The organism is Spirosoma lituiforme (assembly GCF_054776635.1).
Genome location: NZ_BAAHBO010000004.1, coordinates 325283 through 339348, shown reverse-complemented (window position 1 = coordinate 339348; position 14066 = coordinate 325283). Strand labels below are relative to the sequence as shown.

At 52.0% G+C, this 14066-nt stretch carries 10 protein-coding genes; 6 read left to right on the top strand and 4 right to left on the bottom strand.

Translation table 11 applies throughout. The features are described from left to right. Positions 1-62 precede the first annotated feature (62 nt). The 3 genes from ACYU87_RS16835 (at position 63) to ACYU87_RS16825 (ending at position 4422) form a co-directional block, all read left to right on the top strand. Positions 63-1229 carry a Gfo/Idh/MocA family protein gene (locus tag ACYU87_RS16835; RefSeq protein WP_461135242.1) on the top strand — a complete coding sequence of 389 codons (1167 nt, stop codon included), beginning with the start codon at positions 63-65 and terminating at the stop codon, positions 1227-1229. Between the two features lie 121 nt (positions 1230-1350). Beyond that, on the top strand, positions 1351-3324 hold the full coding sequence (nagB, locus tag ACYU87_RS16830) for a glucosamine-6-phosphate deaminase (protein ID WP_461135241.1): 1974 nt from the start codon (positions 1351-1353) through the stop codon (positions 3322-3324). A gap of 324 nt (positions 3325-3648) precedes the next feature. After that, complete coding sequence (locus ACYU87_RS16825) at positions 3649-4422, top strand: hypothetical protein (protein WP_461135240.1); 774 nt, start codon at positions 3649-3651, stop codon at positions 4420-4422. Between the two features lie 17 nt (positions 4423-4439). Here the strand turns inward: ACYU87_RS16825 and ACYU87_RS16820 are convergent, their stop codons facing one another. The 4 genes from ACYU87_RS16820 to nirB all read right to left on the bottom strand — a co-directional run bounded on the left by ACYU87_RS16820 (position 4440) and on the right by nirB (position 9788). Next, complete coding sequence (locus ACYU87_RS16820; protein WP_461135239.1) at positions 4440-5117, bottom strand: response regulator transcription factor; 678 nt, start codon at positions 5115-5117, stop codon at positions 4440-4442. A 2-nt stretch (positions 5118-5119) separates the two neighbouring features. Continuing rightward, positions 5120-6604 carry an ATP-binding protein gene (locus ACYU87_RS16815; RefSeq protein ID WP_461135238.1) on the bottom strand — a complete coding sequence of 495 codons (1485 nt, stop codon included), beginning with the start codon at positions 6602-6604 and terminating at the stop codon, positions 5120-5122. 225 nt (positions 6605-6829) lie between these two features. After that, positions 6830-7183: a nitrite reductase small subunit NirD gene (nirD, locus tag ACYU87_RS16810; protein WP_461135237.1), complete on the bottom strand. Its 354-nt coding sequence runs from the start codon at positions 7181-7183 to the stop codon at positions 6830-6832. A gap of 67 nt (positions 7184-7250) precedes the next feature. After that, positions 7251-9788: a nitrite reductase large subunit NirB gene (nirB, locus tag ACYU87_RS16805; protein WP_461135236.1), complete on the bottom strand. Its 2538-nt coding sequence runs from the start codon at positions 9786-9788 to the stop codon at positions 7251-7253. 279 nt (positions 9789-10067) lie between these two features. Here nirB and cobA point away from each other — a divergent pair, with 279 nt between their 5' ends. The 3 genes from cobA to ACYU87_RS16790 all read left to right on the top strand — a co-directional run bounded on the left by cobA (position 10068) and on the right by ACYU87_RS16790 (position 14039). Then, complete coding sequence (cobA, locus tag ACYU87_RS16800; RefSeq protein WP_461135235.1) at positions 10068-10826, top strand: uroporphyrinogen-III C-methyltransferase; 759 nt, start codon at positions 10068-10070, stop codon at positions 10824-10826. Between the two features lie 349 nt (positions 10827-11175). Further along, a complete protein-coding gene (locus ACYU87_RS16795) occupies positions 11176-12681 on the top strand; it encodes an alginate export family protein (RefSeq protein WP_461135363.1) in 1506 nt (501 codons plus the stop codon). A 56-nt stretch (positions 12682-12737) separates the two neighbouring features. Next, positions 12738-14039 (top strand): NarK family nitrate/nitrite MFS transporter, encoded by a 1302-nt coding sequence (locus tag ACYU87_RS16790; protein ID WP_461135234.1) that lies wholly within the window; start codon positions 12738-12740, stop codon positions 14037-14039. The last annotated feature ends 27 nt before the right edge of the window (positions 14040-14066 follow it).

Below are 14066 nucleotides of genomic sequence, written 5' to 3'. Positions count from 1 at the left end.
GACTTTCTCCTAACATAAAGCCGCTCATACGGTTGTCTCTATCGGATACAACACGCAAGAGTATGGACACAAACGCGACAACCGAACGCGAAATCGGAATTGGAGTTATCGGTATGGGCGGCTTTGGCCTGTTCGCCGTACAGCAGTTTTTACAGGTCGGCTCGCCCGGTCAGCCTAAAGCCAGGCTCGTGGCCATTGCCGGATCGAAGCGGGAGGAAGCCATTCGAACCGCCAAACGGTTCGGCGCGGAGCAACTGGGAAGCCTCGAAGAACTGGTTAGCCATCCCGACGTGGATGTTATTTACATTGCTACCCCGCCCTTTTTGCATTACGAACAGGCGATGCTGGCGCTTCATGCGGGCAAGCACGTCATCTGCGAAAAGCCGCTGGCTATGGATCCCGAACAGGGCCGTGAAATGCTGGCGTTGGCCAAGGAAAAAGGACTTCTGATGGTGACGAACCTGATGCAGCGCTACAATCCTATGTTCGCCCGCGTTAAACACCTGATTGACAAGAAACTCCTCGGCGACTTTTTACATGGATATTTCGAGAATTACGCCGGAGATGAAGGTCTTGCGCCCGAACACTGGTTCTGGGATCGAACCAAAAGTGGCGGAATTTTTATCGAGCATGGCGTTCACTTTTTCGACATGTTTGCGGGCTGGCTGGGCGAAGGAACGGTGAAATCTGCCCAGATAGTCAAGCGTCCTGATAGTAACGATGTTGAAGATCAGGTTCAGGCCACCGTCGAATATGGCGATGACGAAACGGGTCGGAAGCTGGTCAATTTCTACCACGGATTTACCCAGACCGGGCGTATGGATCGGCAGGAAATGCGGCTGGTCTTTGAACGTGGAGACATTACCCTGTTCGAATGGGTGCCTACCCGAATGATCCTGCGCGGTGTCGTTGATGAAGAAACGACCCGGGCGCTTATGGGCTTGTTTCCCGGTGCACAGCTTAACGTAACGGCCAACATCGGCGGGAAAGACCTGCCCTTGCGCGGTCGGCATAAAGAATTCGACGCCTATCAGCAAATTGAGCTTCGTTTCGGTTTTGGTGATGAAAAGCAACACTTGTATGGTGAATTGCTTCGCCTGATGTTCCGGGATCAGGTTAATGGCATCCACTATCCGGGTACGCACCGGATCATTACGGAGCAGAATGGCCTGGATTCATTAGAGACAGCCATGATTGCGGATAAGATGGCCCGGCAAAAAAGTGAGTAATAAGTCTGTCTGCATTAATAAAAAATTTTATTAATATTGGCTTACTTGCGAAAATTAGCTGAAAACTACCTGAATTTTTTCGACCTTTGTGCTGTCTCATCTTTTCTCCGCATAGCGCATCATGATTACGGAGTCTCCATTACTCGATAACTCGGACGGTCAAACGCCGGGTGCAGCACTCACCGGTGGCCCCATCCAGTCGGCCATCACGTATGAAAAAATTCCCACCCACATATACGCTGATGCCAAGGACGCATCGCGGGCCGTGGCGCAGGAAATCGCTGATCTGATCCGTCAGAAACAAAGCGAGGGCAAGCCCTGCATACTGGGCCTGGCAACGGGCTCGTCGCCCAAAACGGTTTATGCCGAACTGATTCGGATGCACCGGGAAGAGGGCCTGAGCTTCCGCAACGTTGTTTCGTTCAATCTGGACGAATACTACCCAATGGAGCCTGATTCCCTGCAAAGCTACTGGCGTTTCATGCGGGAACAGTTATTTGACCATGTCGATATTCCGGCGGGGAACTACCACGTTCCCGATGGTACCCTGCGGACGGATAAAGTAGGCGAATTTGCCAAGCAGTACGAGGCTGCCATCGAAGCCGCTGGTGGTCTGGATTTTCAGCTATTGGGCATTGGTGGTAATGGGCACATTGGCTTCAACGAGCCCGGTTCGCTGATCAATTCGCACACACGCCTGATGATGCTCGACAACTCGACACGGGCTGCGGCATCGGTCGACTTTGGCGGTTTGCCCAAAACTCCCCGCAAAGCCATTACGATGGGTGTCTCCAGTATTCTGGGGGCTCGTCGCGTAGTGTTGCTGGCCTGGGGCGAGCGGAAGGCACCCGTTATTCGGGGTGCGGTTGAAGGGCTGGTGACTGAATTGAACCCGGCTTCGTACTTGCAGACGCATCCGAACGCCCTGTTCGTTATTGACGAAGCGGCTGCCTCGGAACTGACCCGCATGAAAACACCCTGGCTGGTGGATTCTGTGGAGTGGGATAACAAGATGAAGAAGAAAGCCGTCACGTACTTGTCATCGTCGCTGGGTAAGCCCATTCTTAAGCTAACCGACCGCGATTACAATGACAACGGGATGAGCGATTTACTGGCCCAATACGGTCAGGCCTACGATATCAATATCGACGTTTTCAATCAGCTTCAACATACGATTACGGGCTGGCCGGGTGGTAAACCCAATGCCGACGACACGAATCGTCCGGAACGGGCCTTGCCGGTTCAGAAGCGGTGTCTGATTTTCAGCCCCCACCCCGATGACGATATCATCTCGATGGGGGGTACTTTCCAGCGTCTGCGGGATCAGGGTCACGAGGTACACGTTGGTTATCAGACGTCGGGTAATATTGCCGTTGCCGATGATGAAGCGCTGCGATTTGCGGATTACGTGGTTGACTTTAATGCCAAATTCGGCATCAAAAGCCCGGAAGCTACCCGCATATTCCAGGATGCGGCTGACTCATTGCGGGAGAAGAAAGATTCCGAAATGGACACCGCCGAAGTGCGCTACGTGAAAGGGTTGATTCGGATGGGTGAGGCAAAGGCGACCTGCCGGTTCGTGGGTATTCCTGTCGAGAATGCGCACTTTATGAACATGCCGTTCTACGAAACCGGTACTGTCGCTAAAAAGCCCCTGAGCGAAGACGATATTAAAATTACGATGGCGCTGATCGAAGAAATCAAGCCTCATCAGATTTACGCGGCTGGTGATCTGGCCGATCCGCACGGAACGCACAAAGTATGTCTGGATGCCATTCTTGAGTCGGTTCGTCGGTTGAAACACAAAAACTTCATGAAAGACTGCTGGGTATGGCTCTATCGGGGCGCCTGGGCCGAGTGGGATATTCACGAAATTGAAATGGCCGTTCCGATGTCGCCTGATCAGCTGATGAAGAAGCGTCTGGGTATTTTCAAGCACCAGTCTCAGAAAGATGGTGTAGTGTACCAGGGTACCGATTCGCGCGAATTCTGGCAACGGGCCGAAGAGCGAAACCGGACTACGGCTGGTATGTATAACCGGCTTGGTCTGGCCGAATACGAAGCCATGGAAGCGTTTGTCCGCTGGCGGTTCTAGACTGCAACAGGACGTCAAACAAATGAAGAGCCGTGCCACGATTCGGAACGTGGCACGGCTCTTCATTTGTTTGACGAAAGGGCTACGCGATATTAATTACAAAAAATCCCTGCATGACACGAAAGTGTATGCAGGGATTTTTTGTGGAATTTGCTTCCTCCCCGATGCGTGTCCTCACGCATCGGGGAGGAAAACCTATCAATAATTTACGATGATCAATGCATCATCCGTAAAATGTTAAATACTTGTTTATTATACTATAGATTTTAGATATAATTGCATCGGTATATAATAGTTATATTATAATAAGTTGATTTCAACGGTATGACAAGACAGAACAAGCAACGAACGCTCCGGCTTTTTGCGCTGCACGAGTTTATTCAGGATCACTTCACCAAGTCGGACTGGATTAAAGTGGCGTACCTGACCGATAGCCTTGAATTGATCGAAGATCACCCCAGGTTACTCCGTAGCCTGGACTTTAGAGATGATGACTATGAGGGGAATAGCTTACAGGTTCTGTCGAAGTTGATCAGCGAAAGTAGCGCTAATTTATACGAGATCGAGCACTTTGTAGAAGCCAAAAAAGCAACGATAAATCGCCCCGTTCGAGAGGTGCCGGATTTTATTTCGACGGTGCAAACCGTTGTGCCGGAACGAGTCATCACGTTTGCTCCCGATGTGTTCCGGATTCCGGCAAAACCCGTCGAGACAAATAGTCTGTCGGTGATGATGCCGTTCGAGAGTAAGTTTTCGGGAACCTACACTGCCATTCGGAATGTGTGCGCCCGACTCGGTATTAATTGCAAGCGGGCCGATGATATCTGGGATAACAGCATTCTGATCCAGGACGTATTCGATCTTATTTTTTCATCAAGAGCCGTCATTACCGACTTCACCGATCGGAATCCGAATGTATTTTATGAAACCGGCGTCGCGCATACGCTGGGCAAGCTCGTTATTCCCATTACGCAATCCGTTGGGGATATTCCGTTCGATTTACGCCACCACCGGGCGCTGACCTATCTGGCGAATACGGAGGGATTGCAGGCACTGGAGAAAGATCTGGAAAAGAAACTGGCGAGGGTTTTCAGCTGAAGAATCCGTCTGGTTACTTAGTTTCTGTTCTTTTCTTCCAGAGCCATCCGAATCAGATCGACCGTGGTTTTGACGCCTGCTTTGCGGATGATACTTGCGCGCTGGTTGGCAACGGTATTTGGGCTGATGCCAAAACGTTCGGCGATGGCCGGGCTGCTCATGCCGTCGATCAGGCAGGTTAAAATCTGGGCTTCCCGCGATGTTATTCGGCTCCAGATCGAGGTGACTGTTTTTGAGCCGGGGGTGGGTGCTTCGGTTCGATTGATGGTGCCTGGTAAGACCAACGATCGAATAATGACCGAAGAGGCATTGGGCGGATAGTACAAGTCGCCCTTAACCACAGTACGAACAGCCCGCAGCATTTCTTCGAGACCCGTATCTTTCAGTAAATAACCCGCAGCTCCATGCTGTACGGCTTTGAGAATGTAATCCGGGTTGCTATGCATGCTGAACATCAGCGTCCGAACGGACGGGTATTGCTGTGAAATTACCTTCAGCGCATCCAGGCCCGACAGGCGGGGCATGGTAATGTCCAGTAGCAAAACGTCCGTGTCAATGCTGGCGAGCAGGTCGATGGCTTCGTCACCATCGGAGGCTTCACCGACGATTTGTATATCGGTTTCATCTTCCAGGAGCATTCGAATCCCTTTTCGCACCACAGAATGATCATCGGCAATCAGAATTCGTATCGACATGGCTAGTTGAGGTTACCGGATAGATCGACGCTTACGCGGACTTTCGTTCCTTTTTTGGGTTTCGACGTAATCGTCAGTACGCCATCCAGCAAACGGGTGCGCGTACGCATGTTGTTTAGACCGTTGACTACGCGTAACGAGTTTTCGTCGGTTGAGACCGTTTTCATCACGAACCCTTTGCCATCGTCGTCAATGGTCAGTACCAGCTTATTTACTTGCTGTTGTAAGATAATTTTAATTAGGTGCGGATCGGCATACTTCACGGCATTGTGCAACGCTTCCTGAGCAATCCTATATAAGCCGATCTCCGTGGCCGGATTTAACCGACTGGCATCCGTAGGGCCACTGAACACAACACTGATCCCCGTCGATCGGGTGGTTTGCTCGGCCAATAGCTGCAACGTCGATCCCAGCCCGAAATCACTGAGCGTCGATGGCATCAGGTTGTACGAAATCTGCCGCGTTGTTTGAATCGTGTCGGCAATGAGGTCGCATAATTCAGCAAATCGAAGCCGCTGTTTTTCGTCCGCAAACGCCATTGACTTCAGTTTTTCCGCGTGTAGTTTCAGCCCGGTCAGCATCTGGCCGATGCCATCATGAAGTTCGCGGGCAAAGCGCCGTCGTTCCTCTTCCTGGCCTTCCAGCAAAGCGGCCGACCGAACCGTGTCTTCAGCCAGTTGCAACTGGTATTTCTCCTGAGTGGTGCGAACCAGCTCCTGTTGCGTATCCATCAGCTTTTTGTTCGAGGCTATCAGGTTCTGATTGGTTGCTTCCAGCTCATGGTTGGTAATCTCCATGTGATTATTTGCCAGCTGAAGGGCTTTTTCAGACCGCGCCAACCGCCGAATAACATGCCGGGTGTGGTTTACTACGGGCCTGAAAATAAGCAAGCCTTCAATTAATAGCGTCAATAGGGTAGCAATCGTCAGCAGCCATTCGATTCGTTCAAGTTGACGGACCCGGTCGAAACTTTCTGTATCGAACTGAAAGACAATGTCGTTCATCTGTTGCAGAAAAGGGAACTCATGTTGCAGGATTACCTGAAGAGCGGCCTGTTTCTCCGCGGTTGCTGTTTTAGGGTCGTTAATGCGACGAAAGCTCTGGTAGATCGACTGGAACAGGGGCTCGATCCGGGTAAACATCCGATCGAGCCGGGGGCTTTTCCGAACGGTGTACTGCTTCTCCATCGACAGGATGCCGTTTCGTAACTGAATATGGCTCTGGCTCCAGGAGTGGAGTAAAGAGTCGGTCGAAACCGTATCGGCCGTAGAAAGCCCCTGTATCCGGAGAATAGCCAGTTTAGTTAACCGCTGGCTCAGCATCCGCTGGCGTCCCGCTACGTTTACGACCCGGCTATCATCATAATGTGTGCTGATCGTTCGCTTGATAAACAGCAGACCAGTCAATGACAGTACAGCAATGACAGCGAGCGCTATCATGTAAAACCGGGTCAATCGACTGGCTACCTGTTGATCGAGTTGAGTCATGAAACGTCGGTTTACAGTTTGCGGTATCTGGGAAGCGAACGGAACGCTATTTTTCTGTGAAGATTCCCGTGGGGTCAGGCCCCTGTGGAGTCAGATTCTCAAATTTGCTCCACAGGGGTTTCCGGAACGCCAGCCCGGTCAAAACCGAATGGTTCATATAGTTCGGTTTTGACCGGGCTGGCGTTCCGGAAACCTCCCTTCACTAAATAAACCGCAGACCAAATCTTACAGTCCAATATACACAATACCATCGACCGCCTTGATCGGGAACGTGTTTATTTCGTACCCTTCGTCGTTGAGGCAAGTGCCCGTTTTAAGCGAGAACGTCTTCTTGTGGAAGGGGCAGGCCACCTTGGGTTCCTCACCCTGACTACCGATCATGCCCCGCGACAGGGCCATTTGCTGGCGATGCGGGCATTCGTTATCGGTAGCATACCACTCCCCCCGGCGGGTGAAGTTAAACACGGCAATTTGTCGGCCATTAAGCAGCACACAGGCACCGCCATCTTCAGGAATGTGGTTCGTTTCGCAAGCCTCGTACCACGTAATTTTATTGGTATCTACTGTGAGAGTTTCCATGATTGTATAAGTGTTGGTTGCGTAGCTGCTTTCCGGCATGAGCAAGGCAGCTACGCAACATGATAAATTAAGCCCATTCTTTAGCCCGCTTCTGATCGCGTAATGACTCGAACACAACGGTTGGGTCTTTCTGCTCGGGTACATTAACGAAGTGCGTGAACCGCGCGCGCAGGGCCGGGTTGTCGATCACTTCCTTCCATTCGCATTTGAACGTATCGACCAGCAACTGCATTTCGCGCTCCAGATCATCGGCAATACCCAGTACATCATCGACGATAACGGCCCGCAGATACGTCATGCCGCCTTCCATCTTGTTCATCCAGGTGGCGGTGCGGGTGAGTGGGTCGGCGGTTTTGATGTAGAACATCAGAAACCGGTCGATGTAGCGAATGCAGGTTTCTTTATCGATGTCGGATGCGAGTAACTGGGCGTGCTGGGGTTTGGAACCTCCGTTACCACCGATGTACAGGTTCCACCCTTTTTCGGTAGCAATGATGCCGAAGTCCTTGCTCTGTGCTTCGGCGCACTCCCGGACACAACCCGAAACCCCCGATTTGATCTTGTGCGGAGACCGAATGCCTTTGTACCGCTCTTCGACCTCAATGGCAAACGAAACCGAGTCCTGTACGCCATACCGGCACCAGGTACTACCCACGCAGCTTTTTACGGTACGCAACGACTTGCCGTAAGCGTGGCCGCTTTCAAAACCGGCGGCTATGAGCTCTTCCCAGATAACGGGCAGATCGCCGACGTGAGCCCCGAACATGTCAATGCGCTGACCCCCGGTAATTTTGGTATACAGGCCATATTTCTTGGCAACCTGACCAATTACGATCAACTTGTCCGGGGTGATTTCGCCACCCGCAATGCGGGGCACGACCGAATAGGTGCCGCCTTTCTGGATGTTGGCCAGAAAACGGTCGTTCGAGTCCTGAATCGTGGCCCGGCCTTTCTCCAGAATATTCTCATTCCAGAGACCAGCCAGAATAGACGCAACGGCGGGTTTACATACCTCGCATCCATCGCCTTTTCCAATGTGATTCAGAACGGCGTCGAACGTTTTGAGGCTGTTTATTTTGACCAGATCCAGCAGTTCCTGGCGGGTGAAATCGAAGTGTTCGCAGAGAACATTCCGGATATATACGCCCTTCTGTTTCAGTACACCCTGAATAATGTCTTTCACCATCGGCGTACAGCCTCCGCAACCCGTACAGGCCTTGGTCGCTTTCTTGAGCGAATCGACGGTGTCATGGCCATTTTCGCCAATTTCGTGGCAAAGCATCGCTTTGGTTATCGCTTCGCAGGAGCAGATCAGGGCATCGTCGGGTAACCCCATAACTCCAGCCCCCCCGGCTTCTTCGCCCCCGCGAGAACCCAGAATCAGGTCTTCCGGATCGGGGGGGAGAATAGTTTTGTTCTTGCAGGTCTGGAGCAGCATATTATACTGTTCAGCATCGCCAACCAGAATACCACCCAGTAATTCCTTGCCATCCGACGATATATTGACCCGCTTGTAAACGCCCTTCGCCTTGTTTTCGTAAACGATTGTCCGACAGTTGGGCGTGCGGCTATCCGACTCTGTGGCAAATGGATCACCAAAAGAAGCCACGTCTGTGCCAATCAGCTTGAGCTTCGTTGACATATCGTAGGGCTTGAACTCTTTTTCGACCCCCGTCAGGCGGGAGGCTACTACCTCGGCCATTTCGTAGCCGGGGGCCACCAGCCCGTAAATCATGTGGTGCGCCACGGCACATTCGCCAATGGCAAAAATAGATGGGTCGGATGTTTGCAGGGCGTTATCGACCAGAATACCCCCGCGCGGGTGGGTTTCAATCCCCGACGCTTTGGCCAGTTCATCGCGGGGACGAATACCGGCGGATATCACCAGCATGTCGACATCAATGTGTGATCCATCGGCAAACTGCATACCGGTGATGGCCTCATCGCCGGTAATTTCCTGCGTGACTTTAGACAGGTGAATGTTTAACCCCAGCGATTCCAGTTGCCGCTGCAGGACACCCGATCCGGCGTCATCAATCTGGCGGGGCATCAGCCGGGGCGCAAACTCAACGACGTGGGCTTCGTCCAGGCCCAGATCGAGCAAGGCTTTGGCGGCTTCAAGGCCCAACAGACCGCCACCCAATACGGCCCCACGTCTAGCTTTGCGCGCGTAAGACTGAATAAGGTCGAGGTCTTCGATGGTACGATACACAAACACGCCATCTTTTTCGACACCGGTTACCGACGGCACAAACGCCCCCGATCCCGTGGCCAGTACCAGATAGTCATAAGGTACTACGAGACCGTGGTGCGAACGAATCTGTTTCCGCTCGCGGTCAATATCAACGACCGGATCGGTGAGGTAGAGCGTAATGTCATTTTCGGCATACCAACTTTGGGGCGCAAGGGTCAGGTCATCGGCGGTTTTGCCGTCGAAGTAAGCACTCAAATGAACCCGGTCGTACGCTACGCGCGGCTCTTCCCCAAAAACCGTTACCGTGAATTGTTGTCCATTTTTTTCTTTGGCTACCAGCTTCTCGCAGAACTTATAGCCTACCATGCCATTGCCGATGACGACGACACGCGTGTTTTTGTTTGTGTTCATAGTTAATTGTAACTATATCATTATGAAAACCCCGTTTTATTATTGCACTTTACTGGTAAATATGCCTTTTTCCTCCCAAAATAGGCAAGTCAAAAGTAAGAGGTGTTTTTTGTAAATCCTAGCTTATTATTCGGCTATAGGCTTGATATTAAACATATTTTTTTGAGAAAGAGTTGTTTTTAAGAATTTCATTTCTACTTTTGAACTGAAAATAGGGCATAGTTCAATTCGCCTGTCAATAGTATAATAGTACTATTCCGCTATAAACGATAACCTCAAATGATGCCAAAGCTAACACTCGTGGGGGCGGGTCCGGGCGACGGAGAACTGATCACACTAAAAGGAATCAGGGCGCTTCGGCAGGCAGATGTTGTTTTATACGACGATCTGGCTAACCACACATTACTGGAGTTTGCGCCTGAGCAGGCTCTGAAAATTTACGTGGGTAAACGGGCGGGTCAGGCGTCGTATACGCAGGAAGGCATTAACGAGTTGATTGTCCGGTGCGCGCAGGAGCACGGTCATGTGGTTCGGCTCAAAGGGGGCGATCCCTACGTATTCGGGCGGGGCTTTGAAGAGTATGAGTATGTACGGCAGTATGGCATTCAGTGCGAAGTCGTGCCGGGCGTATCGAGCAGTATTGCGGTGCCGGCTTCGCAGGGGATTCCTGTAACGAGCCGTGGGGTGAGCGAAAGTTTCTGGGTCATTACCGGCACCACCCGGAATGGTGAACTTTCGGAAGATCTGTATCTGGCCGCTCAATCGAAAGCAACCGTTGTTGTGCTGATGGGCATGCGTAAGGTAAACGAGATATGCGCTATTTTCTGCGCGGCCGGCCGTGGACACTTGCCTATGGCCATTGTGCAGAACGGAACGCGGGCCGAAGAACAGTGTGTAATTGGTCAGGTCTGGAATATGCCTCAGTTGGCGGCAGAGCAGGGCGTGGGGGCGCCCGCTGTGCTGGTCATCGGAGAAGTCGTTTCGTTGCATCCGTCGTATCTGGCGGAGTCGATGCGCAACTTTTCTATGGCTTACTAACCAGTTTGTGGTTCTCTGTCGGTAACGACAAACCACAAAAAAAGCCGATCCGGTGTGGGGGCACCTTTGGATCGGCCAAAACAGGGTTGTCTATGCGAAAAACACAAACACTTCAAAGAAAATGAAAAAAAGCAGCTAAAGCAAACGGCGTATTCCAATCACTGACCGCGCAGTAGCCCGTCAGTTCGCTCTGCATCGCCTTCAGAACCACCCGCCTGGTCTGTTACACACGTCCTTACCCAGTTTCGGGTAGGTCTACTCTCTAGCGTCTTCGCTGTTCATTTTCTTCTTAATCTGATTGCCTATTCTCATGAAGTATACAATCAACCGATTGGCCGTTGCCTGTATTATGCTGCTGGCGACCCGGTCGACTCTATTCGCGCAGTTCTCGTTACTCGGGCAGCTTCGTACGCGGACTGAACTCCGCAATGGGCTTGGTAACCTGGCGCCCAAGGACTCACCCGCTGCCTTTTTTACCTCCCAGCGTACCCGCCTGACATTCGGATACAAATGGGAGCGCATTCAGTTTCAGACGTCCATTCAGGACATTCGGGTGTGGGGTCAGGATGCCGCTACGATCAATAATGCCGATGGTAACCGCCTGATGGTTCACGAAGCCTGGGCCGAGGTGTCGCTCATTAACAGCGCTGACACGACCATCAAATTCAGACCCATTGACAATCTTTCGCTTAAAATTGGCCGTCAGGAGCTGGTATACGACGACGTACGGCTATTGGGCAACCTCGACTGGCTCCAGCAGGGACGTCGATTTGATGCGGCTTTGTTGAAAGCGCAGCACAAAGGCTGGGCACTCGACCTCGGGGTTGGGTTTAATCAGAACACCGATGCGTTTGGGGTCGTGGGCGATAATTATACACCGGGTAACGTCCCCGTATCGGCTCTGTCGAGCAAGAATGTAACGCTGACCATTCCGGTGGGTTTCATTCCGACGGCCGGTAAGGGCGGGGCTCCGGTTCTGGCGACGCCCCTGAGCACGAACGGCCAGAATCAGCAATTCAAGTCGTTTCAGATGGCGTACCTGACCCGCCGGTTTGGCGCGGCTGGCCAGACAAAATTCTCGGCACTGCTTTTTAAAGATGATTTTCAGAAATACCGCTCCGATTCGTTGGGTAACGCGACGACGGGTTACGTATATGGTAGACGTTATGACGTTGCGGGTGTCAATTCACGGGTAACGTACGGGGCCATGCTGGTCGGCCAGCTTGGTGATGGCTCCTCCAAACTGGGCAAAGTACTGTGGCAGGCGTTTGCGTATGGACAGAACGGTAAAGACCGCGATGGTCTCAGTCTCAAAAAAGCGTATCACTACGGGGGGAGCGTCATGTTCCAGAAAGGGCAGTTAAGTGTTGGCCCCGGTTATGAAGTGCTTTCGGGCAACGATGCCACGACTCTTCAATCGGGCGAAACCAGCCGTTTTGACCCACTTTACGGTACGCCACACCGCCACTGGGGATACATGGATTACTTCTACGTAGGAACGGGATCACCAGCGGGTGGTTTGCAGGACGCCTTTCTGAAAGTCAAGTACGCCGGTTCCCGCCTGACCACCACGTTCGACGTGCATTACTTCGCCCTGGCGGCACCGACCTACAACAGAATGCCCGATGCGCCCGTTGGCGCGCTGTTGTCCAGCAAATTGGGTATGGAATATGACTTCGTGGCAAACTACGCGCTCAGTAAGTTCACCAGCCTTGAATTTGGTTACTCGATTATGCAGGGTACCAATAGCCTCGAATACGCCAAGCAGGGCACCATGGATGAGAAAAATAAACTGGGTACCTGGTCTTACCTGATGATTAACATCCGTCCTGATTTTCTGGCTGCCAAACGGTAGCAACACATAACCAATCTATTCATCTCCTTTCGTACAAACGTATAAATAGTATCGTCATGAACCTATCGGCCAATAAACCACTGGAGTCTTTAAACATCTTTCGTTTTAGCGGTGTGCAGATGCGGACCTTCCACATTACGTGGCTTACTTTCTTTGTCTGTTTCTTCGGCTGGTTTGGACTGGCCCCGCTGATGCCCGCCATCCGGGCTGACTTGGGGCTGACAAAACCGCAGGTGGGTAACACCATCATCGCGGCTGTATCCGCTACAATCCTGGCCCGCCTGGTAATCGGTCGGTTGTGCGATACCTGGGGACCCCGGAAAACATATACGGCATTGCTCGTATTGGGTTCGTTGCCGGTTATGTTTGTCGGGTTGGCGCACGACTATACGACCTTCCTGTTATTTCGCTTGGCCATTGGCGTCATTGGAGCGTCGTTTGTGATCACGCAGTTTCACACGTCGATCATGTTTGCGCCAAAAATTAAGGGAACGGCCAATGCCGTGGCCGGTGGCTGGGGCAACCTGGGCGGTGGCATCACGCAGTTAGCCATGCCGCTGATCATGGCCGCCATTGTTGGATTTGGCTATACCAAACCCGAAGCGTGGCGCTTGGCGATGATCGTGCCGGGCGTGATGATGCTCCTTATGGCGTTCATTTATTACCGGTTTACCAAAGATACCCCCACGGGCAATTACGATGAGATCGAGCGCTCGGTTGCAACCGGTGAGAAAGTAAGCTTCTGGGCAGCCTGTGCCGATATTCGTGTGTGGGCGCTGGCGCTGGCCTACGCTTGCTGCTTCGGAATGGAAATCACGTTCGATGGAGTAGCGGCTCTTTATTTCTTTGATAACTTCAAGCTGGAAGAAACACAGGCTGGCTTCTGGGCCATGCTGTTCGGGGGCATGAACATTTTCGCCCGGGCGCTTGGCGGTATTGTTGCCGATAAAGTTGGGAACAAATACGGTATGCGTGGTAAGGGCATTCTACTGGCGGGCATGCTGGTGCTGGAAGGAGCCGGTATCATGTTGTTCGCGCAGGCGGGAAGCTTGCCAATGGCGATTCTGTCCATGATCACCTTTGCCCTGTTCCTTAAAATGTCGAACGGGAGTACCTACGCCATTGTCCCCTTCGTGAATCCCAAAGCCGTTGGTGTTATATCCGGAGTAGTGGGGGCTGGCGGTAACCTGGGCGGTATGCTAATGGCCTTCCTGTTTAAGTCGCAATCAATCAGTTACGGGCAGGCATTCATGTACATTGGCTGTGCCGTGGCGGCCGTAGGGTTGCTTTTGTTTCTGGTAAACTTCAGTAAATCAGTTGTTGTTGAACCGGCCGAAAGCGAATTGCAAACAGCTTGATCTCCATGGAACACTGATTTTTAAGAT

What these genes read in the sequence shown, in the direction of transcription:
- nirD (WP_461135237.1), bottom strand. Translation starts at nt 7,183, where the DNA reads ATGGAAACTCTCACAGTAGATACCAATAAAATTACGTGGTACGAGGCT.
- ACYU87_RS16795 (WP_461135363.1), top strand. Translation starts at nt 11,176, where the DNA reads ATGCTGCTGGCGACCCGGTCGACTCTATTCGCGCAGTTCTCGTTACTC.
- ACYU87_RS16790 (WP_461135234.1), top strand. Translation starts at nt 12,738, where the DNA reads ATGAACCTATCGGCCAATAAACCACTGGAGTCTTTAAACATCTTTCGT.
- ACYU87_RS16835 (WP_461135242.1), top strand. Translation starts at nt 63, where the DNA reads ATGGACACAAACGCGACAACCGAACGCGAAATCGGAATTGGAGTTATC.
- ACYU87_RS16820 (WP_461135239.1), bottom strand. Translation starts at nt 5,117, where the DNA reads ATGTCGATACGAATTCTGATTGCCGATGATCATTCTGTGGTGCGAAAA.
- ACYU87_RS16825 (WP_461135240.1), top strand. Translation starts at nt 3,649, where the DNA reads ATGACAAGACAGAACAAGCAACGAACGCTCCGGCTTTTTGCGCTGCAC.
- nagB (WP_461135241.1), top strand. Translation starts at nt 1,351, where the DNA reads ATGATTACGGAGTCTCCATTACTCGATAACTCGGACGGTCAAACGCCG.
- cobA (WP_461135235.1), top strand. Translation starts at nt 10,068, where the DNA reads ATGATGCCAAAGCTAACACTCGTGGGGGCGGGTCCGGGCGACGGAGAA.
- ACYU87_RS16815 (WP_461135238.1), bottom strand. Translation starts at nt 6,604, where the DNA reads ATGACTCAACTCGATCAACAGGTAGCCAGTCGATTGACCCGGTTTTAC.
- nirB (WP_461135236.1), bottom strand. Translation starts at nt 9,788, where the DNA reads ATGAACACAAACAAAAACACGCGTGTCGTCGTCATCGGCAATGGCATG.